Origin of the sequence: Neisseria sp. SLRRB23 (genome assembly GCF_050896295.1) — a bacterium.
Lineage (GTDB): Bacteria > Pseudomonadota > Gammaproteobacteria > Burkholderiales > Neisseriaceae > Neisseria.
Map to the genome: position 1 here is coordinate 1 of NZ_JBPBFH010000077.1, position 594 is coordinate 594.

Genomic DNA, 594 nt, shown 5'->3' on the forward strand with positions numbered 1-594 from the left:
CGTCGAGTCTCGTGGGCTCGGAGATGTGTATAAGAGACAGGGATAGATGTCTATGACCCTCCAGTTTCAAAAGAAAAAGCATTAAAAGCCTTAGAGAAATATCCTGAAATTTATCAGAAGTTTCAGCATTTCTTTCACCGTGCCTTTTTCGATGGCTTCGACACTGAGTTTTTGCGCTTCCATATCGGTTCCTCACACTTCTTCGTTCAACACCAGCGACAATATCGCCATACGCGCATAAACGCCGTTGGTCGCCTGCTCGAAATAATAGGCGTGCGGCGCGGCATCGACATCGGGGTGGATTTCGTCCGTGCGCGGCAGGGGGTGCAGCACGCGCAGGTTCGGTTTGGCGCGGGCGAGCATAGACGCTTCGAGGTTGAATTTGCCTTGGATTTTGGCAAATTCCTGTTCGTCGAAACGTTCGCGCTGGACGCGGGTCATATACAGGATGTCCGCCCATTCCGCCGCCTCTTCCAAACTGTGGGCAGCAACAGCGATTGGCCCGTTATGCGGCAGGCAGCGCAGTTTCTTGAAGAGTTCGGCGTAGAATTGAGGCTGTCTCTTATACACATCTCCGAGCCCACGAGACTCGAC

General features: G+C 52.7%; 1 pseudogene. It reads right to left on the minus strand.

The annotated features are described in order from the left end of the window. Nucleotides 1-192 precede the first annotated feature (192 nt). Nucleotides 193-594 (minus strand): annotated as a pseudogene (locus ACRPFF_RS11095) (hypothetical protein); the annotation flags it as partial.